General features: G+C 70.7%; 14 protein-coding genes and 2 pseudogenes. 6 read left to right on the top strand and 10 right to left on the bottom strand.

Annotated features, from left to right (window positions below; translation table 11 throughout):
- The first annotated feature begins 74 nt into the window (after window positions 1-74).
- Window positions 75-1,559, top strand: a complete 1,485-nt coding sequence (locus DMH01_RS42940) for a PucR family transcriptional regulator (protein ID WP_199745419.1) — start codon at window positions 75-77, stop codon at window positions 1,557-1,559.
- A 246-nt stretch (window positions 1,560-1,805) separates the two neighbouring features.
- Window positions 1,806-1,933 (top strand): annotated as a pseudogene (locus DMH01_RS43230) (IS5/IS1182 family transposase); the annotation flags it as partial.
- Between the two features lie 27 nt (window positions 1,934-1,960).
- On the opposite strand, the gene DMH01_RS43665 reads toward DMH01_RS43230, so the two are convergent.
- Complete coding sequence (locus DMH01_RS43665; RefSeq protein WP_370323368.1) at window positions 1,961-2,680, bottom strand: cold-shock protein; 720 nt, start codon at window positions 2,678-2,680, stop codon at window positions 1,961-1,963.
- A 30-nt stretch (window positions 2,681-2,710) separates the two neighbouring features.
- Window positions 2,711-2,908 (bottom strand): annotated as a pseudogene (locus DMH01_RS43210) (cold-shock protein); the annotation flags it as partial.
- 152 nt (window positions 2,909-3,060) lie between these two features.
- Between DMH01_RS43210 and DMH01_RS09650 the strand changes: the two are divergent.
- The 3 genes from DMH01_RS09650 to DMH01_RS09640 are packed head-to-tail and all read left to right on the top strand — an operon-like array spanning window position 3,061 to window position 5,713.
- Complete coding sequence (locus DMH01_RS09650) at window positions 3,061-3,738, top strand: response regulator transcription factor (RefSeq protein ID WP_007033550.1); 678 nt, start codon at window positions 3,061-3,063, stop codon at window positions 3,736-3,738.
- Window positions 3,735-4,862: a cell wall metabolism sensor histidine kinase WalK gene (locus tag DMH01_RS09645; RefSeq protein ID WP_125675224.1), complete on the top strand. Its 1,128-nt coding sequence runs from the start codon at window positions 3,735-3,737 to the stop codon at window positions 4,860-4,862. Before DMH01_RS09650 ends, DMH01_RS09645 begins: the two co-directional genes overlap by 4 nt.
- 26 nt (window positions 4,863-4,888) lie before the next feature.
- Window positions 4,889-5,713 carry an aldo/keto reductase gene (locus tag DMH01_RS09640; protein WP_125675222.1) on the top strand — a complete coding sequence of 275 codons (825 nt, stop codon included), beginning with the start codon at window positions 4,889-4,891 and terminating at the stop codon, window positions 5,711-5,713.
- A 16-nt stretch (window positions 5,714-5,729) separates the two neighbouring features.
- On the opposite strand, the gene DMH01_RS09635 is transcribed toward DMH01_RS09640, so the two are convergent.
- The 3 genes from DMH01_RS09635 to DMH01_RS09625 all read right to left on the bottom strand — a co-directional run bounded on the left by DMH01_RS09635 (window position 5,730) and on the right by DMH01_RS09625 (window position 10,917).
- Complete coding sequence (locus DMH01_RS09635) at window positions 5,730-7,325, bottom strand: PHP domain-containing protein (RefSeq protein WP_125675220.1); 1,596 nt, start codon at window positions 7,323-7,325, stop codon at window positions 5,730-5,732.
- 248 nt (window positions 7,326-7,573) lie between these two features.
- Window positions 7,574-9,685: a 3-hydroxyacyl-CoA dehydrogenase NAD-binding domain-containing protein gene (locus tag DMH01_RS09630; protein WP_125675218.1), complete on the bottom strand. Its 2,112-nt coding sequence runs from the start codon at window positions 9,683-9,685 to the stop codon at window positions 7,574-7,576.
- Window positions 9,685-10,917: a thiolase family protein gene (locus DMH01_RS09625; protein WP_125675216.1), complete on the bottom strand. Its 1,233-nt coding sequence runs from the start codon at window positions 10,915-10,917 to the stop codon at window positions 9,685-9,687. The genes DMH01_RS09630 and DMH01_RS09625 overlap by 1 nt, the downstream gene beginning before the upstream one ends.
- A gap of 185 nt (window positions 10,918-11,102) precedes the next feature.
- On the opposite strand from DMH01_RS09625, the gene bla reads away from it, so the two are divergent.
- Window positions 11,103-12,023, top strand: a complete 921-nt coding sequence (gene bla, locus DMH01_RS09620) for a class A beta-lactamase (protein ID WP_125675214.1) — start codon at window positions 11,103-11,105, stop codon at window positions 12,021-12,023.
- Between the two features lie 58 nt (window positions 12,024-12,081).
- Here the strand turns inward: bla and DMH01_RS09615 are convergent, their stop codons facing one another.
- From DMH01_RS09615 to DMH01_RS09595, 5 genes are all read right to left on the bottom strand, one after another.
- Entirely contained in the window at window positions 12,082-12,669 is a 588-nt protein-coding gene (locus tag DMH01_RS09615) for a D-alanyl-D-alanine carboxypeptidase family protein (protein ID WP_125675213.1), read from the bottom strand.
- Between the two features lie 226 nt (window positions 12,670-12,895).
- Window positions 12,896-14,509, bottom strand: coding sequence for an allophanate hydrolase (gene atzF, locus DMH01_RS09610; RefSeq protein ID WP_125675211.1), 1,614 nt, complete (start codon window positions 14,507-14,509; stop codon window positions 12,896-12,898).
- Window positions 14,506-18,081 (bottom strand): urea carboxylase, encoded by a 3,576-nt coding sequence (gene uca / locus DMH01_RS09605; RefSeq protein ID WP_125675209.1) that lies wholly within the window; start codon window positions 18,079-18,081, stop codon window positions 14,506-14,508. The genes atzF and uca overlap by 4 nt, the downstream gene beginning before the upstream one ends.
- Window positions 18,078-18,689, bottom strand: a complete 612-nt coding sequence (locus DMH01_RS09600) for an urea amidolyase associated protein UAAP2 (RefSeq protein ID WP_125675207.1) — start codon at window positions 18,687-18,689, stop codon at window positions 18,078-18,080. The genes uca and DMH01_RS09600 overlap by 4 nt, the downstream gene beginning before the upstream one ends.
- Entirely contained in the window at window positions 18,686-19,468 is a 783-nt protein-coding gene (locus tag DMH01_RS09595; protein WP_125675205.1) for a DUF1989 domain-containing protein, read from the bottom strand. Before DMH01_RS09595 ends, DMH01_RS09600 begins: the two co-directional genes overlap by 4 nt.
- Window positions 19,469-19,471: the final 3 nt, after the last annotated feature.

Raw genomic sequence — 19,471 nt, 5'->3', positions numbered from 1 at the left:
GGTCACCGTAGGTTCGTTCGCGGCTTGAACGACATGGGATGATCCATCCGAACTCCGGCGCGAGTGAGGATGAAATGACCCGAACCCACGATCCGTTCGACTCGGATGTGAATGTCCCGTTACGGGCCGTGGTCGGCAACCCGGAACTGGCGGTCGACCCGGTCGTGGAGACCCTGCGGCCGGGCGCGCTCGACGCCCCGGTGCGCTGGGCGCACGTCAGCGAGCTGCTGGATCCCGCGCCGTACCTCCTGGGAGCGGAACTGTTGCTCACCGCCGGGGTGAACCTGCCGGTGGAAGCGGCCGAGATCGACCGCTACGTCCGGGGGCTGGCCGAAAGCGGGATCTCCGCGCTGGGGTTCGGGCTCACGCCGGGTGCCTACGAGACGCTGCCGCCGCCACTGCGGACGGCGTGTGCCCGGCACGGGCTCCCGCTGCTGGTCGTCCAGCCGCGGACGCCGTTCCTGGCGATCAGCCGGGCGGTGTCGGTCGCACTGGCCGAGGCGGGGCAGCGGGAACAGCGGCGGATCGCGGTCGCGCGCGAGGCGCTGACCAGGGCGGCCGGTGACGGACTCGGCGAACTCGCGAGCGCGCTGGCCGGGCGGCTCGGGGCCTGGGTGGCGCTGGTCGGAGTCGACGACGTCCTGGCCGCGGACCACGGGGCGCCGTCGCCGCTGCCGCCGGAAGTCCGGGAACTCGTCGCCACGCTCCGGACGGGCCGGGGGATCCGCAGCGCCACGACGGAATTGGCCGACGGCTCCCACGTCGTCGCGCAGCCGGTGTACCCGCAGGCGACGGCGTCGCATCTGGTCGTGGTCGGCCGCGTCGCGCGGTTCGACGGCGCGGACCGCTCGATCCTGTCGGTCGGGGCGGCACTGCTCGGGCTGGTGGGCCGCGCGGGTTCGGACGCGGCCGGGTTGGGCGCCACCGCCACGGCGTTGCTGCTGGGCGAGACCGACGTGATCGGCGGGGACGAACGCCGTCTGGTCGCGGGGATCGCCTACCGCCGCGGGCCGAACGAGGTCGCCGCCCGCTACGACTGGCTGCGTGCCCGGCTCGACACTCCGCTCGTGCGGTTGCGGCCGGGGCCGCGGTTCACCGCGATCGTCCGCGAGGCGCCGGAAATCGGCGACCTCGACCGGCTCCGCGCCGACGGCTGGCTCACGGTCGTGGGCTCGCCCGTCCCACCCGGACGGCTGCCCGAGGCGGCGGGCGAAATCGAGCTGCTCCTGACGCGGGCCGCCGCGCTGGAACGGCCGGTGGTGGCGGAAGGTACTTCGGGGCTGGACGCGCTGATCGATCCGGGCGCCGCGGCCGGGTTCGCCGCCCAGGCGCTGGCGCCGCTGCGGGAACTCGACCGGAAGGGCGACCGCGAACTGGTCGGCACGCTGCGGACCTGGCTCGCGCACCACGGCGGCTGGGACCGGACGGCCGCCGAACTCGGCGTGCACCGCAACAGCGTCCGGCACCGGATCGGGCAGATCGAACGGGCGCTGGGGGTGGACCTGGCGGATCCGGAGACCCGGATGCGGCTGTGGTTCGCCCTGCGCTGGGCCTCGTGAGACCCGACTGCCTCGGTACCGGTGCTCCTTGCCCGCCCGAAGTACATGAAGGCCCCCTTCACTGCGCCAGGCGCAAGGAAGGGGGCCTTCATGTACTTCGGGAAGGTGTGAAGGTCGAGTTTCCTCGGCTGAGCCGAGTGAAGGGGGCCTTCACGGACCGGGCCCGGCATCAACCGCGGCTGGAATCCGCGTAGGTACCTGAGACCTGGTCTCAAAACTTAAGGGTGTGTCACTGCGTAACCTGCCGGCCGCAGCCCCACTGACCGGGGTAAAGCCGGCTCCAAGTACCCGTTCTGTGCGACGCGAACGGGCTACCGCCGCACATCATGTTGTCGGCGGCGAACACCCACGACAGCATGCTGTTCGAGCCGCTGTGATCAGCCACCGGTGTGGCCGCCTCTTCAGAGGCGTTCGACGCGGTCGGCCTGCGGGCCCCGGTCGCTCTGACGCACCGCGTACCGGACCCGGTCACCCTTCTGCAGCGGCTCCGACCCCATGATCACGGACGCGTGGGCGAAGAGATCGTCGCCGCCTGCGTCCGGGGTGATGAAGCCGAAGCCGCGGTCGTCGTCGTAGCGCGCGACGACGCCCTCGCCGCCTCGTACGGGCACGTCCCGCGCCGCCGGCCCCGCGGTCGCGGCAGGTGCCGGCCGCTGCGGCGCCGGCTGCGGCTCGGTGCCCCGGACCAGGTGCACGTCGCGGGCCTGCGGGCCCTTGTCTCCACTGGCCACCTCGTAGGCGACGCGGTCGCCCTCCGCGAGCCACGTCAGCCCCTCGGCCAGGGCCCGGGCGTGAACGAAGACGTCCCCGGCGCCGGAGTCGGGGTTGATGAAGCCGAAGCCCTTGTCCTCGTCGTACCAGGCCACCGTGCCGTCGGCACCGTCCGCGATACCAGCCGCAGCGGGTGAGCCGGCCCCTGCTCCCAGCGGGATCACGTGCCCGGCCTGCGGGCCGCGCTCGCCTTCGACGATCAGGAAGGCCACCCGCTGCCCCTCGGTGACCACGCCGCCGGTCACGATGGCGGAGCTGTGCACGAAGATGTCGGCGCCGCCGCCGTCCGGCGACGCGAAGCCGTACCCCTTGCCCGGCTCGTACCAGGTGACGGTGCCGAGCAGGCCCACGGCGCTGCCGGTGGCCGCATCGGCGGTGACGCGAACGCTCAGCGCCTGGGGCCCGCGGTCGTTCTCGCCGACCTCGAACACGACGGCCTGACCCTCGCGGAGCACTCTCGCGCCGTCGTCCCCGACGATCTCGGAGGCGTGCACGAACACGTCCGGCGAGCCGTCCTCGGGGGCGAGGAAGCCGAAACCCCGTTCGGCGTCGAACCAACGGACGGTCCCTTGCGGCATAAAAGGCTCCAGGTCGAGAGGGCGGGCACTGGCCCCCAGTCTCCCTGACAGACCTCCGGTCCGTCGGGCCGGGCCCACAGGCGGGCGGTGCGGAGCCAGGAGCGGGCGAGTCCAATAAGGTCACTCTCAGGTAAATGTGGCAACGTAGGGTCGTGCGAATTCTGGTAGTCGAAGACGAAGAACCCCTCGCCGACGCGATCGCACGCGGCCTGCGGCGCGAGGGCATGGCGGTGGACATCGCGCTCACCGGTGACGACGGGCACGAGAAGGCCGCCGTCACCCGGTACGACGTCGTGCTGCTCGACCGCGACCTGCCCGGGATGTCCGGTGACGACCTGTGCCGCGAGATCGTCGCGTCCGGCGAGCTGACCCGTGTCCTGATGCTGACCGCGAGCAGTTCCGTTTCGGACCGTGTCGACGGGCTTTCCCTCGGCGCCGACGACTATCTCGCCAAGCCGTTCGCCTTCCCCGAACTCGTCGCGCGCGTGCGGGCGCTCGGGCGCCGCGCGACCCCGGCCGCGCCGCCGCTGCTGACTTCGGGCGACGTCGAACTGGATCCGGCGAGGCGGACCGTCCGCCGCGCGAGCGGTCCGGTCGAGCTGACCCGCAAGGAGTTCGGTGTCCTGGAGGTGCTGCTGTCGGCCGCCGGTTCGGTGGTCAGCAGCGAGGAACTGCTCGAACGAGTGTGGGACGAGAACGCCGACCCGTTCACCACCACCGTCCGGGTCACGGTGATGACGCTGCGCAAGAAGCTCGGCGAGCCGGGCATCATCGAGACCGTCGTCGGCTCCGGCTACCGGGTGCCGGAGCAGGGGACCGCACGCGGGTGAACCTGTCCGGTGCCCGCAGCCTGCGCGCGCGGGTCACGCTGCTCGCGACCGGGCTGGTGGCGCTGGTCAGCCTCCTGCTGCTCTGGCTGACCTGGAACCTGGTCGGCGACGCGGTTTCCGCCGTCCCGCAGCTGCCGCCGGGCACCACGGTGCGGGTCGACGGCGTCGACGTCGACGCTTCCGCGGTCACCGAACATCTGCGGGTGTACGCCAGGAACCGGGTGCTGCTCTTCGGCGCGGTCGCGTTCTGTTTCGTCGTGCTGGCGGCGGGGATCCTCGCGTGGACGTTCACCGCGCGGGTCCTGCAACCGCTGCGCGAGATCACCGGCACCGCGCGGCGCCTGTCGATCGAATCGATGGGGGAGCGGATCGGCGAGGTCCGCACGAAGGACGAACTCGCCGAACTGGCCGAGACCTTCGACGACATGCTCGACCGGCTGCAGGCCGCGTTCGACGCGCAACGGCATTTCGTCGCGAACGCCAGCCACGAACTGCGGACGCCGCTCGCGGTCATCCGCACCGAACTCGACGTCACCCTGGCCGACGAGCACGCGGACGAAGCCGAATTACGCCGGATGGCGGGTGTGGTCCGCGACGCGACCGAGCGGGCCGAGCGGCTGGTCGGTTCGCTGCTGCTGCTCGCGCGCACGGACGGCGCGGGGCTGGTGGCGAGGGAACCGGTGGATCTCGCGGTGATCGTCGCGAGCGCGTGGCGCGCGGCGCGGCCGGACGCGGAGAAACGTGGCCTCCGCGCCGAATTCGCGACCCAGGGAGCGCCGACGTTCGGCGATCCCGCGCTGCTGGAACGGATCGCGGGAAACCTGCTGGAGAACGCCGTGCGGCACAACGTCGACGGTGGCTGGCTGGACGTCGTCACGCAGGCGGGTCCACAGTGGTCGGTGCTGCGGGTGCGGTCGTCCGGCGGCCTGCTCGACCCGGCCGCGGTTCCCGAACTGTTCGAACCGTTCCGCCGCGCCGGCGTCGCCAGGACCGCCCGCACCGGCGCCGGGCTGGGGCTTTCGATCGTGCGGGCCGCGGTCCAGGCGCACGGCGGCACGGTGTCCGCGGAACCCGTTGTGGGCGGCGGTCTTTCGGTGACCGTGCACCTGCCCGCTCTGCCTTGACCCCCGGCTGGGGTTACGGTTCAAGCATGGTCCCCAGCATTCGGCTGAACAACGGAACGTCCCTCCCGCAACTCGGGTTCGGGGTGTACAAGATCGGCGACGACGAGGTCGTGGACGCGGTCCGCACCGCCATCGAGGCGGGTTACCGGGCCATCGACACGGCGACCCTGTACGCCAACGAACGCGGCGTCGGCGAGGCCGTCCGCACCAGCGGGCTGCCCCGCGAGGAACTGTTCGTCACCACGAAACTGTGGAACACCGAGCATGGCTACGACTCGGCGCTGCGTGCCTTCGACACGAGCCTGAGCGAACTCGGTCTCGAATATGTCGACCTGTACCTGATCCACTGGCCGCTGCCGTCGCAGGACAAGTACGTGGAAACGTGGCGGGCACTGGAAAAGATCGCCTCCGACGGCCGGGCGAAGGCGATCGGCGTCTCGAACTTCCAGATCCCGCATCTGGAGCGGCTGATCGAGGAGACCGGCGTCGTCCCGGCGGTGAACCAGATCGAATGCCACCCGTGGCTGCAGCAGCCGTTGCTGCGGGACTTCCACGAGAAGCACGAGATCGTCACCGAGGCGTGGGGGCCACTGGCGCGCGGCGGGGACCTGCTCGCCGACGAGAAGATCACCACGATCGCCAAGAAGCACGGCAAGACGCCGGCGCAGGTCGTGCTGCGCTGGCATATCGAGATGAACCACCTGGTGATCCCGAAATCCGTCACACCGGAACGGATCAAGGAGAACATGGACGTCTTCGACTTCGCGCTCGACGCGCACGACGGCGCCGCGATCGCGACGCTGGAGCAGGGCAAGCGGCTGGGGCCGGATCCCGACAAGCTGGGTGTTTAGACCCGGCCCCGGCCCCCTACCGCACGTCCACGAAGATCGGGTTCCCGTACAGCCACAGGTCTTCGAACGGGTTCGACTGCCCGATCACGTCGGCGCTCGGCTCCATCCCGCCGGGTACGTGCTTCTTGCCGTCCGTGCCGCGCGTGCGCACGAAGAACGGCTCGCGCACGTTGCGGAAGGTGTGCCGGAAGGCGACCCGCCGCCCCGGCGCCCACCGCGGTTCGAAGGACCGCACGACCCGCGTGCCGGAGGCGGTCTGCGTGTCCCGGTCGGCGGCCGGGCCGGTCACCGGTCCCGCAACGAGGTCGAGCCGAGCGAGCCGGGGGATCGTGCCGCCGCCGTTCGGCCGGGCCGCCAGTTTCGCCGAGACGACGACCGTGACGTCGGATCCGCGCCGGACCCGCAGCCTGCCGCCCATCGTCGCCGAATTCCAGCCGCTGTACGCGCCGAATTCCAGTTCCTGCGCGAGTCCGCCGTGCACCACCCAGACGCGTCCCGCGCGCAGGCCCTCCAGTACACCTTCGTGGCTTCGACGGGACACACCGACCACGGTCCGGCTGAACTCGGCGGGTGCGAAGTCCGCGTACGGGGGCAAGGTCTGCGGGACGCCGGTGTCGATCGGGTCCGGGTAGGCGCCGTGCTCGTCGTAGTACCCGTCCGGGACGCCGGGCCGCACGTGGGTGTCGCCGCGGTTGTAGTGCGAGTCGGAGTTGCTGGTGATCCACCACGGCTTTCCTTCGGCCAGCAGCGAATCCCAGAGCCCGCCGACGGTCGCGGTGCTCCAGTCGAAGCCGCCGTAGGTGCGGTAGGCCGACTCCGGGAAACCCGGCCACGAGTTCGAACCGGGGGAGTTGCCGTAACCGCCGCGCGCGCCACCGCCGCTCCCGAGCGGCTTCGGGAAGCCGTCGGCCTGGGCGCCCGGCGCGCCTTCCATGCCGATGACGATCCCGGGCGCGGCGTCGCGCAGCGCGCGGATCTCGTGCGGGGCGATCCGGCCGTTGCGCAGCGGATGGTTGACGACCACCACCGGCGCGTGGATCCGGCGCGCCCGCTCTTCGGCGGCGAGCCAGCGGATCGCCGCGACGGCCAGCGCCTCGTTGTCCGGGGTGCCCGGCTCGGTCCCGGTCAGCCGCCAGTCGAAGGCGCGCTCGAACTCACGTAGTTTCGCGGCCTGGTTCGCACCCGCCTGGAAGAACAGCGTCGCGTGCTCGGCGCCGGGCACGTTCCACTCCATGCCCTGCCACAGCAGGAGATCGGGGTGCTCGCGCTGCGCCGCCCGGATCGCGGCGTCCGTGCGCTCCACCGACGATTTCTCGTGCGCGGCGTGGCCGTGATCGGTGATCACCGCCCAGTCCGCCCCGTGACGGCGCGCGTCGTCGGCGATTCCGTCCACTGTGTACATCGCGTCGTAGGAGTACTGCGTGTGGATGTGGTGATCGCCCACCAGCCACCGGTAGCGGTCCCGGCCGAAGAGCAGGTTGACATCGATGTCGAGATCGAGGGCTTCCGCCGGGGCGGTGGCGGCGAGCGGGGCGCCCGCGGCCGCCGCGGACACGAGGCCCGCGCGCTTGAGGAATCCGCGGCGGTCGACGCCGGGCTTTTCGCTGTTCACCGGCGGCACGCTAAAGAGCCTCGCTGAACGGGCGGTGTCCGGACGGCCAACGAACGGCGCCGTGTGACGATCGTCGCCGTCGCGGTACTCAGCCCGTCTCCCCGGGGGATGGCCGGGGAGACGGGCTGTTTCGAACAGAAGCCAAGTGTTCACGAAAACGCAGTTGTTTTCCATGAACTCCACGAAAAACGTGAAAGGCCACCGCCTGCGATCAAGAGATCGCCGACGGTGGCCTTTTCAGTTCAGGCTCAGGAGAGCGGCACGCTCGCCACACCCGGGGCCAGGAACGGCTTGCCGTTGACCTTCTCGGACACGCCCGCCCGGTCCAGGTACGGCGTGATGCCGCCCAGCCAGAACGGCCAGCCCGCGCCGAGGATCAGGCACAGGTCGATGTCCTGCGCCTCCGCGACCACGCCCTCGTCGAGCATGATCCGGATCTCCTCGGCGATCGCCGCCAGCGCGCGGTCACGCACCTGCTCGGACGTCGACGGCGCGTCGCCCCGCTGCCAGAGTTCGGCCACCTCGGGGTCGACGGTGGCGTTGCCCTTGTCGTCCCACTGCCAGACGCCCTTCTTGCCCGCCTTGACGAAGCGGTCGAGGTTCTCGCTGACGGTGAACCGGTCCGGGAACGCCCCGTGCAGGGTCTCCCCGACGTGCAGGGCGATCGCCGGGCCGACGAGCTGCATCAGCGTCAGCGGCGTCATCGGCAGACCGAGCGGCTCGAGCGCCTTGTCCGCGACCTCGAACGGCGTGCCTTCGTCGACGGTCACCAGCACCTCGCCGAGGAAGCGCAGCAGCAGCCGGTTGACCACGAACGCGGACGCGTCCTTGACCAGCACGCTCGACTTCTTGAGCTGCTTGCCGAGCGCGAACGCCGTCGCCAGCGCGGCGTCGTCGGTCTTCTCCGCGCGGACGATCTCCAGCAGCGGCATCACCGCGACCGGGTTGAAGAAGTGGAACCCGACCACGCGCTCCGGGTGCTTGAGCTGCGACGCCATCGCGGTGATCGACAGCGACGAGGTGTTCGTCGCCAGGATCGCCTCGGGCGAGACGTACTGCTCCAGGTCCGCGAAGACCTTCTGCTTGACGCCAAGCTCCTCGAACACCGCCTCGATCACGAAGTCGGCGTCGGCGAACGCGGACTTGTCGAGCGAGCCGGTGACGAGTGCCTTCAGCCGGTTCGCGCCGTCCGGCGAAACCCGCTTCTTGGCCAGCAGCTTGTCGATCTCACCGTGCACATAGGACACGCCCTTGTCGACGCGTTCCTGGTCGACGTCGGTGAGCACGACGGGCACCTTGAGGCGGCGCACGAACAGCAGCGCCATCTGGCTGGCCATCAGGCCCGCGCCGACGATGCCGACCTTGTTCACCTTGCGCGCCAGCGACTTGTCCGGCGCGCCCGCCGGCCGCTTGGCCCGCTTGTTGACCAGGTTGAACGAGTACAGCCCGGCACGCAGCGTGTCGTCCATGAGCAGTTCGGCGAGCCCGTCGGTCTCGGCCGCGTAACCGCGGTCGAGGTCGTTCTCGCGGGCCAGCTCCAGCAGCTCGACGGCCTTGGTCGCGCCGGGGGACGCGCCCTTCGTGCGACCGTCCACAATGGCCTTGGCGCGGGCGATCGCGGCGTCCCAGCCCGCGCCGCGGTCGATCTCGCGGCGGGCGGGGGTGATCTCGCCGTTGACGACCTTCGCCAGCCACAGCAGCGACTGCTCCAGGTAGTCGGCCGAGCCGAAGACCTCGTCGACGATGCCGAGCTCCGCCGCCTGCGCGACCTTGAGCATCTTGTTCTGCGCCAGCGCGTTCTCGATGATCACGGTGACCGCGGCGTCCGGCCCGATCAGGTTCGGCAGCAGCTGTGTGCCGCCCCAGCCCGGGAACAGGCCGAGGAAGACCTCGGGGAACGCGATCGCGGCGGTGTTCTCCGAGAGCGTGCGGTAGTGGCAGGAGAGCGCGAGTTCGAGCCCGCCGCCCATCACCGCGCCGTTGATGAACCCGAACGTCGGGATCTCGGTTTCGGTGAGCCGCCGGAACACGTCGTGCCCGGTCTGCGCGATCTCCCGCGCCAGCGCCGGATCCGCGACCGCTTCGACACCGGAAAGGTCGGCGCCGACGGCGAAGATGAACGGCTTGCCGGTGACCGCGATCGCGGCGGGTTCCGCGGCGAAGGCGGCGTCGATCGCGGCGTTGAGGCTCACCAGGCCCTGCGGGCCGAAGGTGTTCGGCCGGGTGTGGTCGTGGCCGTTGTCCAGGGTGATCAGCGCGACCGGCTTGTCGAGACCGGGCACCTTCACCAGACGCGTGACCGCGTTCGTGACGACCTCGTCGGGGAAGGCGGCTTTCGCCTGCTCAGCGGTGAAAGTCATTACTTCGCCCCCTCGAAGGCCGGGTTCTCCCAGATGACGGTCCCGCCCATGCCGATCCCGATGCACATGGTGGTCAGGCCGTAGCGCACGTCGGGGCGCTCGGCGAACTGACGCGAAAGCTGCGTCATCAGCCGGACACCGGACGAGGCGAGCGGGTGACCGCAGGCGATCGCGCCACCCCACTGGTTGACGCGGGGGTCGTCGTCGGCGATGCCGAAGTGGTCGAGGAACGCGAGCACCTGGACGGCGAACGCCTCGTTGATCTCGAACAGGCCGATGTCGTCGATCGACAGACCGGTGCGCTTGAACAGCTTCTCGGTGGCGGGCACCGGGCCGATGCCCATGACCTCCGGCTCGACCCCGGCGAAGGAGTAGCCCACCAGGCGCATGCCGATCGGCAGGCCGAGTTCGCGGGCGGTGTCCTCGTCGGCGAGCAGCGCCGCGGTGGCGCCGTCGTTGAGACCGGCCGCGTTGCCCGCAGTGATCCGGCCGTGCGGGCGGAACGGCGTCTTCAGCCCGGCGAGCTGCTCGACGGTGGTGCCGGGACGCGGCGGCTCGTCCTCGGTCGCGAGACCCCAGCCCAGCTCCTTGGACCGCGTGGCGACCGGGACCAGCTCGGGGCCGATCTTGCCGGTCTTCACGGCCTCGGCGTACTTCTCCTGGCTGCGCGCGGCGAAGGCGTCGGTGCGCTGCTTGGTGATCGCCAGGAACCGGTCGTGCAGGTTCTCCGCGGTCTGGCCCATGACGAGCGCCGTCGGGTCGACGAGCTTGTCGGCGATGATGCGCGGGTTCGGGTCGACGCCCTCGCCCATCGGGTGGCGGCCCATGTGCTCGACGCCGCCGGCGATGGCGATGTCGTACGCGCCGAAGCCGATCCCGCTCGCGGTCGTGGTGACCGCGGTCATCGCGCCGGCGCACATCCGGTCCAGCGCGAAACCGGGCACCGACTTCGGCAGCCCGGCCAGCAGCGCGGCGGTGCGGCCGATGGTCAGGCCCTGGTCCCCGATCTGGGTGGTGGCGGCGATCGCCACCTCGTCGACGCGCTCGGGCGGCAGCTCGGGATGCCGCCGCAGCAGTTCACGGATGGCGTTGACGACGAGATCGTCGGCACGAGTGCCGGCGTACATACCCTTTTCGCCTGCCTTGCCGAAGGGCGTTCGCACCCCTTCGACGAAGGCGACATTGCGTACCGACCGCGCGTTCGGCGCGAGCGGTGTTGCTCCTGCGGCCACGAATGCTCCTGAAGTAGAGGTAGTCCTGACCGCACCCTAGCCCCGGTTACCGGTCGGTAACCAGGATGGTGGCCCGGTCGAGTGGGGGAAGGCACACTCCCGGGGTCACCCGCCTCGGCCGCTTGGCCGATCCGGGGGTGGTGGGGAAGTTGCTATGTTCGACGTGATCAGGGGGAGGGATCACGATGAACTCGCCGGGGCCGGCCGTCACCCGTCGTGCGCTGCTGGGGATGGCGGTCCTCGCGTCGCTGGCCGCCTGCACTCGCGGGACCCCGCCTCCGAGCCCTTCGTCCCCTCCGCCGCCACCCCCGCCGTCCACCACGCGCCAGTTCCACGACCGGCTGCTGGAGCTGGAGAAGAAGTTCGACGCCAGGCTCGGCGTGTACGCGATCGACACCGGCGGTGGTGCCACGATCGAGCACCGCGCCGACGAGCGTTTCGCGTTCTGCTCGACGTTCAAAGGGGTGGCCGCCGCGGCGGTCCTGCAGCGCAATCCGTTGTCGCATCTGGAAACCCGGGTCGAGTACTCGCGAGACGACCTGATGAAGCACGCCCCGGTCACCGGGCAGCACGTGGCCACCGGCATGACGATCCGCCAGCTGTGCGACGCCGCCATCCGGTTCAGCGACGGCACCGTGGGCAACCTGCTGTTGCGGGATCTCGGCGGCCCCGCCGAACTGACGGCGTTCACGCGCAGCCTCGGCGACACCGTCACACGGATGGACCGGATCGAACCGGCCATCACCGAGGCCACCCCGGGCGACCTGCGCGACACCACGACACCGCGTGCTTTCGCCGCCGACTACCGGGAGATCGTGCTGGGCGACACGCTGACGGCCGACAAACGGGACTTCCTGCGCGACCTCTTCGAACGCAACACCACCGGCGCGCAGCGGATCCGGGCGGGCCTGCCGTCCGGCTGGACCGTCGCCGACAAGACCGGGACCGGTGACTACGGCACGCTGAACGACATCGCCGTCGTCTGGCCGCCGGACAAGGCGCCGCTCGTCGTCGCGATCATGTCCAGCAAGGCGGCGAAGGACGCTCCGTACGACCAGGCTCTACTCGCCGAAGCCGCGAAGTATGTGGCCGAAACCCTCGCGTGATCGGACGCGTAACTCGCGTGTCTGGAGGCGCGACTCGCGTGATTGAAGGGGTTACGCCTTAGTTGCCGGTGGCGCTGGGGAGCAGGGCGGGGCAACCGTTCGTCTTGTAGGCCGGGTCGTACTCGAAGTGCCACTTCTCGTTGTCGTAGCGGCGGCACCAGCCGAGCGCGCCGCCGTTCTTGTCCACCCACGCGGCCGAGTTCAGCGGCTGGATGTCGACGGCGATTCCCTTGACGTGCATGGACGTCTCCGGCTGCAACGCCCACTTCTTGGCCTGCTCCACGGAGCCGAACCGCTCGACGGCCTTGTCGAACTCGCGCTGCTGCTGGCTCCGGCTGCGCTTGCCGTCGTTCACGCAGAGGGTGATGTTCTGGGCTTTGGCCTTGGCGCGCAGGGCGTTCCACGCTTCGATCACGTCCGGACGCATACCGAAGGTGTCCTCGTCGACATAGCGCTTGTCGACGGCGCACGTCGGGCCGGACTCGGGTCCGGGGACCTCTTCGAGGACCGCGAGCGCCTGCCCGTTCACCGCTTTGACGGCCACGCCGGTCGCGCCCAGCGTCACCATCGCGGCACCGACGAGGCCCAGCGCCACGAGCACACTGATCGCGGTCCGGCGGCTGGAGGGGGAGGTGGTCGGCACCACCCCGAAGCTACCCAGCGCCCGGCGGGGCGCCAGGGTTTGTGAGGTTGTTCCCAGAACCGCCCGGAAGGCCAACCGAATCGGAAAACGCCTGGTGGATGGTCGTGAGCGGTTTCGTGACACAAGCCGGGTTCCCAATGTCGCATTGGAGACGCTCAGCGTCCCTAATGCGACATTGGGAACATTCGGCCTGCGCCGAGCTGATTTGGCAACGACACCGACAAGGCCCTCAGTGGCTCAGGTACCCGAGCCACCCGCCGTACCTGGTGATGTCCTCGGCGCCCTCCACCGCGCCAGGCTCGCAGACGAACCCGGACACCTCGCTCCCGTCGGCCAGCCGCACCTTCCCGATCGCCAGCGGCGCGGGAACACCCGCCACGAACTCCCCGAAGCCCGCGAGGGGCAGGTCCCACACCTCGGCTTCGATCGCCGCGCCGCCCGAAGCGACCCGGACGAGACCGGGTTTGGGCGGCACGGTGTCCAGCGCGTGGAGCCGGTATTCGGCCGCGGTCGGTCCGGCGAAAACGAACCGGCCGCCCCGCGAGGTCAGCTCGTGGTTCAGCGGCTGCCCGCGCAGATGGGCGCCGACGACGGCGATCCGCGTCCGCCGCGGTACCGAGCGGGCGACGTCGGCGAGGATCCGGTCGGCGTACGCGGCGCCGACCAGCATCACGCCGAACGGCAGCCCGCCGACGGTTCCGGCGGGCACGGCCAGCGACGAAAGGCCGAGCAGGTTCGTCGAGTTCGTGAACCGGCCCAGCCGGGCGTTCACGCCCAGCGGATCGGCCTCGACGTCGGCGATCGTCGGGTGTTCCGTCGTCGTGGGCAACAGCAGGCAGTCCACAGTGGACAATACCGCCGAGGCTTTCCGAGAAAGACCATCGAGCGTCGCCAGGTCGGAGAACAACCGGTGTGCCGGGATGTCCTTCGCCGCGCCGATGATCCGCCGCACGGCCGGATCGACGGCGTCCGGGTGGGCGTCGATGAACTCGCCGACCGCCGAGTACCGCTCGGCCACGAAGGCGCCCTCGTACAGCAGACGCGCCGCGGCGAGGAACGCCGATATGTCGACAGGGACCAGTTCGGCACCCGCGGCGCGGAATTCTTGAGCCGCCGCGGAGAACGCTTCGGCCCACCCGTCCTGGAGCGGCCCCACCTCGGACGGCACGCCGATCCGGAAAGGGCGGTTCAGCACCGGTAGATCCCGGGGCTCGCTCAGACACGCGAACGCTGTCGAAGCCTCGTCGACCGTCCGCGCGAACACGGTCACGCAGTCGATGCTCGCGCACGCGGGCACGACACCGGTCGTCGGCAGCAGCCCCCGCGTCGGCTTCAGCCCGGCGATCCCGTTGAACGCCGCCGGCACCCGGCCCGATCCGGCGGTGTCCGTGCCCAGCGCGAGATCCGCGATCCCGAGCGCCACCGCGACCGCCGACCCCGAACTCGACCCGCCCGAAACGTACGCCGGATCGATCGCGTTCCGGACCGCGCCGTGCGGGCTGCGCGTGCCGACCAGCCCGGTCGCGAACTGGTCCAGATTGGTCGTGCCCAGGATCAGCGCCCCGGCCGCGCGCAGCCGCGCCACCACCGGCGCGTCCTCGGCGGGCAGGTAGGCGTACTCGGGGCACGCCGCCGTCGTCGGCAGCCCGGCGACGTCGATGTTGCCCTTGACCGCCGCCAGCTTTCCGTACAGCGGCAAGGATTCCCCTGCCGCGCGGCGGGCGTCCAGCTTCTCCGCGTCGGCGAGGACGTCTTCCTCCGGACGCAGGTCGATCCAGATCTCGGGCCGGTCGACCCACGCGATCCGGTGGTACGCGGCGCGCACCCGCTCCAGCACGCTCATCCCGCGCTCCTTCCCAGAACCACCAGCGGCGTGCCGGGGGCGACCTGATCGCCGGGGGAGACCAGCACCTCGACGACCTCCCCGGCGGCGGGCGCGGGGATCCGCGCCTCGGTCTTCATCGCTTCGAGGATCACCAGCGTCTCCGCCGGGCCGACCTTCTTGCCGGGTTCGACGTCCACCCGCCACACGGTCGCGGCGAACGGGGCTTCGACGACGTGCCCACCGGGCGGGGCCTCGATCTTCGTGGTCGGGACCTTGGCCCCGACGGGTTCCGGGCGCGGGTCGAATTCGCCCGCCGCCGCCCAGGCCTGCCGTTCCGCCTCGAACGCCGCGCTCTGTTTCGCCCGGAAAGAGGCGATGTCGGCGGCGTTGTCGGCGAGGAACCGCTCGTGGTCGGCCAGCGCGAACTCGCCGTCGGTGATGTCGAGTTCCAGTTCCCCCGCCGAACTCTGAGCCCGGAGGTCCAGCAGTTCCTCGGCGGTCACCGGATACCACGAGATCCGGTCGAAGAACCGCAGCAGCCACGGCGAACCCGGTTCGAACGACCCGCGTTGCCGCCAGCCGCTCCACACCTGCACGGTCCGCCCGATGAACTGGTATCCGCCGGGACCCTCCATCCCGTAGATGCACAGGTACGAGCCGCCGATGCCGACCGAGTTCTCCGCGGTCCAGGTGCGGGCGGGGTTGTACTTCGTGGTGACAAGCCGGTGCCGAGGGTCCAGCGGAGTGGCCACCGGCGCGCCGAGATAGACGTCGCCGAGGCCGAGCACGAGGTACTCCGCGTCGAACACCGTGCGGTAGACGTCGTCCACACTGGACAGACCGTTGACCCGCCGGATGAACTCGATGTTCCACGGGCACCACGGCGCGTCGTCGCGGACGCCCGCCATGTACCGCTCGATCGCCTCGCGCGTCGCCGGGTCGTCCCAGGACAAGGGCAGCCGCACGGTCCGGCTCGGCACCACGAGATCGGCGGTGCGCGGCAGATCGTGTTCCACTTCCTGCACGAGGCCGAGCAGTTTCGGCACCGGCAGCACGTCCGGATCGACGTGGACCTGCAGCGAGCGGATGCCCGGCGTCAGATCAAGGACACCGCCGGCGCCCCCGAGCCCTTCCTTGGCCAGCCTGTCGGCCAGCGCGTGGACCCGCATCCGCAGGGCCAGGTCGAGTTTCATCGGCCCGTACTCGATCAGCAGGTTGTCGTCGCCGCTGCGCCGGTAGGTGACCTCGGGGTTCTCGTCCGATGTGGACAGGCGGCCGAGGATGCCGCCGTCGTCGATCGGCTTCCGGCTCGCCTTGACCGCCGTATGGGGCGTATCCCGCAAGGAGCAGGCGTGCTCGATGGTGATCGGCACGAACCGCACGGTGTCACCCGGCCGCAGCTGGCCGAGTTTCCAGCGCTGCCCGGTCACCACGGTCGCCGGGCAGACGAAACCGCCGAGGCTCGGCCCGTCCGGGCCCAGCAGGATCGGCAGGTCGCCGGTGTAGTCGACGGCGCCGATCGCGTACGGCGTGTCGTGGATGTTCGATGGGTGCAGGCCCGCCTCGCCCCCGTCCTCCCGTGCCCAGCGCGGCCGGGGCCCGACGAGCCGGACGCCGGTCCGCGCGGAGTTGAAGTGCACTTCCCAGTCCGTGGCGTAGAACGTCTCGATGTCGTCCGGGGTGAAGAACTCCGGCGCCGCGTGTGGTCCCTCGGACGCTCCGATCTCCCAGTGCGTCGTGAAAACCGGGCGTTCGGCTTCGGGAACCGGGCCGGTGACGGAGTGCTCCGGCTCGGGCCCGGGGGAGAGGACGTCACCGGTCGCCAGTGCGCGCCCGCCATGCCCGCCGAAGCCGCCGAGGGTGAACGTCGCCGCGCTGCCCAGGAAGTCCGGCACGTCGATCCCGCCGCGGACGAGGACGTACGAGCGGAGCCCGGCGGTCCCGGTGCCGACGTCGAGCACGCCACCGGCGGGGATCTCGACAGGCGTCCACTGTGGAACCGGTGCACCATCGACGGTCACCGGCGACGGCGAACCCGTGACGCAAACGATTGCTTCTTCGGTGAACCGCAGCGAGACACCGTCCACAGTGCACTCCAGGCCCGCCGCGCCTTCGGGATTGCCCAGCGCGAGGTTGCCCAGGCGCAGGGACAGATCGTCCATCGGCCCGTTCGGCGGGACACCCACGTGCCAGAAGCCCAGCCGTCCGGGCCAGTCCTGGACGGTGGTCATCGTGCCACCCCGCAGGACCTCGATCCGCGGCTCCGGGTCGGCGATCGTGTCCAGCGTCGCGGTGTCGTGGGCGACGTCGCGCAGCCGCTGATCGGCGGCGACCGCGCGCAGCTGGCCGAGGTTCGTCCGGACGCCGTCGACCCGGCTTTCGCCGAGCGCCTCGCCCAGCGCGGCCAGTGCCTCGTCCCGGTCCGCGCCGACGGTGATCACCTTGGCGAGCAACGGGTCGTAATGCGTCGTCACGTTCGCCCCGGCCTCGACCCAGGTGTCAACCCGGACGCCTTCGGGGAAGTCGGCGCGGGTCAGCAGGCCCGCGCTCGGCCGGTGCCCGGCGGCCGGGTCCTCGGCGTAGACCCGCGCTTCGACGGCGTGCCCCCGCGGCGACGGCGTGGTCGTGAACATCCCGGTGTCGCCGTCGGCGAGCCGGAGCATCCACGCGACGAGGTCGATCCCGTACACCGCCTCGGTGACCGGATGCTCGACCTGCAGCCGCGTGTTCACTTCGAGGAACGCGGCCTCTTCACGGTCCGGGTCGTAGATGAACTCGACCGTCCCGGCCGACCGGTAGCGCACGGAAGCGCAGAGGTCGACGGCCGACGAGACCAGTTTCTCCCGCACCGCTTCGGGCAAACCCGGCGCGGGGCACTCTTCGAGCACCTTCTGGTTACGCCGCTGCAAGGTGCAGTCCCGCGTGCCGAGCGCCAGCACCTCGCCCGCGCCGTCGCCGAACACCTGGACCTCGACGTGCCGCGCGCGGGTCACGAGCCGTTCGAGGAACACGCCCGGGGTCGAGAAGCTCTTGGCCGCGATGCTCTGCACCGCTTCCCAGGCGTCGCGCAGTTCGACGGCGGACGCGCAGGCACGCATGCCGATCCCGCCGCCACCGCCGGTGGCCTTGAGCATCACCGGATAGCCGACCTCGGCGGCCGCGGCTTCGGCGCCGGCCAGGGTGGCCAGCAACCCGGTGCCGGGCAGCATCGGGACACCGGCCTCGGCGGCCTTCGCCCGCGCGGTGTGCTTGCTGCCGAAGACTTCGAGATGGTCCGCGGCCGGTCCGGCGAACCGGATCCCGGCCGCTTCCACCGCCCTGGCGAAAGCGGCGTCCTCGGACAGGAAGCCGTAACCCGGGTGGATCGTGTCCGTTCCGGTCTTCAACGCGGCTTCGATGATGGCGTCGGCGAGGAGATAGCTCTCCCTGGCCGGCGCCGGGCCGAGCCGGACGGCTTCGTCGGCAAGCCGTACGTGCGCGGCCGTACGGTCGGCGTCGGAGTAGACGGCGACCGTCGGAATGCCCATCTCCCTTGCGGTCCGGATGACACGGACCGCGATTTCCCCCCGGTTGGCGACGAGCAGCTTCACACGCCACCGCCGGTGACGATCATCCGGACCGGCGTCGGGTCGAAGCCGTTGCACGGGTTGTTGATCTGCGGGCAGTTCGACACCAGCACCAGGACGTCGGTTTCGGCGCGCAGCTTGACCTCCAGGCCGGGCGCCGAGATGCCGTCGACGATGCCGAGCGTGCCGTCCTGTTCCACCGGCACGTTCATGTACCAGTTGACGTTGCTGACCAGATCCCGTTTGCCGAGGCCCCATTTGGCGCCCTCGGTCAGGAAGTTCTCGACGCAGGCGTGCTGGTACCGCGTGTGCTGGCCGTAGCGGAGGCTGTTCGACTCCTTGCTGCAGGCGCCGCCGATCGTGTCGTGCCTTCCGCAGGTGTCCTCGACGACGGTCAGCAGCGGCGCGCCCTCGCCGGTGCGCAGGACGCTGCCGGTGGTGAGGAAGATGTTGCGCTGCGCGGCGATCGTGGCGGCCGCGCTGTATCTCTTCGCCGTGTCGGCGGCGTCGTAGCAGAGGAAGTCGACGGCCTGGTTGCCGCCGAGATCGATAATCGCGAGCGTCTCGCCCTCGCGGAGCACGGTGGAGTACGGCGCCCGCGCGGCGACCTCGGTGTCGGAGATGATCGTCATGCCAGGCCCCTTGCGGTGAGGTAGTCGGCGGTGTTCTCGAAGGCACGCTGCGCCTCGGGTGAAGCTGTCCATTCAGGACTGTCCGGAGTGGACGGCGCGGAGCGCTGGGCGAGGACGCGCAGCGGGGTGACCGGGGAGTCCGGGCGCGGGTCGAGCGGATGCGCCACGTTGGCGATGAGGACGATCACCGGGAGTTCCGTGCGCAGGACCACGGATTTGCCGGCGCCCGCCGAACCGGTGAAGGTCAGCCCGCCGTCGGTCTCCACGTGCACGCCCTGGAAGAAGGACAGGCTCGGCGGCAGATCGCGCGGGGTGAGGCCGTGTTTCGCGGCGGCGAGGGTGAACAGCGTTCTGCCGTCCACAGTGGACGTACCGCAGAGGGCGTCGTGCTTGCCGCTCTCGTCGGTGACGACGGTCGCGAGCACCCGCGCCTGGTCCGAAAGCAGGGCGATCGACTCGCCGAGATAGGCGTTCCACTGGACCTTCACCGTGTCCGCGACGTTCAGCCGCTCCCAAGGCTGGTCCGCGTTGTACAGCAGCAGATGCGCGCAGGCGTCGCCCTCGACGTCGGTCAGCCGCAGCTCGGTGCCGCGGGCGAGGACCTTGTGGGTGTAGCCGCCGCCGGCGACGGTCTCGGCCCAGACCAGTTTCGCCGGGTCGATCCCGGGCGGCGGGTCCGGCCAGGTGGACGCGGGGATGGCGGGCATCGCCTCGGTCACCGTGCCCGCTTGGGCGCGGGCGTGGTCGCGAGCGCCGTACGTGGTCGATGTCGTGCTCATGGA

Origin of the sequence: Amycolatopsis sp. WAC 04182 (assembly GCF_003947465.1) — a bacterium.
In the GTDB taxonomy this organism is placed as follows: Bacteria; Actinomycetota; Actinomycetes; order Mycobacteriales; family Pseudonocardiaceae; genus Amycolatopsis.
The sequence above is the reverse complement of the archived record's forward strand: the minus strand, read 5'-3'. Positions and strand labels throughout refer to the sequence as shown.

Coding starts and splice junctions, on each gene's coding strand:
- atzF (WP_125675211.1), bottom strand. CDS start 14,509: ATGAGCGTGCTGGAGCGGGTGCGCGCCGCGTACCACCGGATCGCGTGG.
- DMH01_RS42940 (WP_199745419.1), top strand. CDS start 75: ATGACCCGAACCCACGATCCGTTCGACTCGGATGTGAATGTCCCGTTA.
- bla (WP_125675214.1), top strand. CDS start 11,103: ATGAACTCGCCGGGGCCGGCCGTCACCCGTCGTGCGCTGCTGGGGATG.
- DMH01_RS09600 (WP_125675207.1), bottom strand. CDS start 18,689: ATGACGATCATCTCCGACACCGAGGTCGCCGCGCGGGCGCCGTACTCC.
- DMH01_RS09595 (WP_125675205.1), bottom strand. CDS start 19,468: ATGAGCACGACATCGACCACGTACGGCGCTCGCGACCACGCCCGCGCC.
- DMH01_RS09630 (WP_125675218.1), bottom strand. CDS start 9,685: ATGACTTTCACCGCTGAGCAGGCGAAAGCCGCCTTCCCCGACGAGGTC.
- DMH01_RS09640 (WP_125675222.1), top strand. CDS start 4,889: ATGGTCCCCAGCATTCGGCTGAACAACGGAACGTCCCTCCCGCAACTC.